This window comes from Vibrio sp. Y176 (assembly GCF_033438945.1).
Map to the genome: position 1 here is coordinate 1 of NZ_JAWOQS010000513.1, position 709 is coordinate 709.

The following is a 709-nucleotide window of genomic DNA, read 5'->3' on the forward strand; positions in this document are numbered from 1 at the left end:
GCTCTAGTTCGAAATTGAGAAGACCGTTTTTAGGGTCAAAGTCCCACGAGATCAATCGTGGTGCGCCAATTTCATCAATGCCCTCGGTAATGCCATACAGATCTTCCATATTGAATTCTGCAATTTCGAGATCTTCAGGACGAGGAGTGAAGTGGGTTTTCTTCTTGTAGTTTAGGCTTGCGTCTTCGTTGGTTTCTTCTTTGTTGGTGCAATCACCATGCGCGTCTTCTTGACAGCGATACGCCGCAAAGTCACCCGGAATCGTCAGCACTTGCGCGAAGTTAACGCCGTCGTCGTCTGCGACAAATTTCTCTTCACCGCAGTAGTTATTAGCATCTTTGCTTAGATGCGCGTCTGGGTAGTTTTTATCGTAACTGCGAACTTCCAGACCTTCTTTGGTAAAACAAAGCTCAACGTAACGAGGTGAACCTTGCAAGAATGGGAATTGGTTCAGAGCAAAGCGTGGCGCGGCACCAGTCGTCGGAACGTAAAACCAACGACCGTCTTTAAGATCTTTTACTGCGACTTCTTTTGCATCTCTTTCGACATAGTCATACGCCTGATCATCTGCGCCACAGCCTGCAAGTGCGGCCGTTATTGCTGACACCAGAGTCAATTTTTTAAACATTATTTGGATATCCTTAATTGTTGTTATTTTCCTAGAAGGAGTAAGTCACTGTCGCGATGTAAGACGCTTTCTCTTGGTCCA

1 pseudogene is annotated in these 709 nt (G+C 45.8%); it reads right to left on the reverse strand.

Features of this window, described 5'->3' with window-relative positions:
* Positions 1-628 (reverse strand): annotated as a pseudogene (locus tag R7O13_RS27040) (MoxR-like ATPase); the annotation flags it as partial.
* Positions 629-709 lie beyond the last annotated feature (81 nt).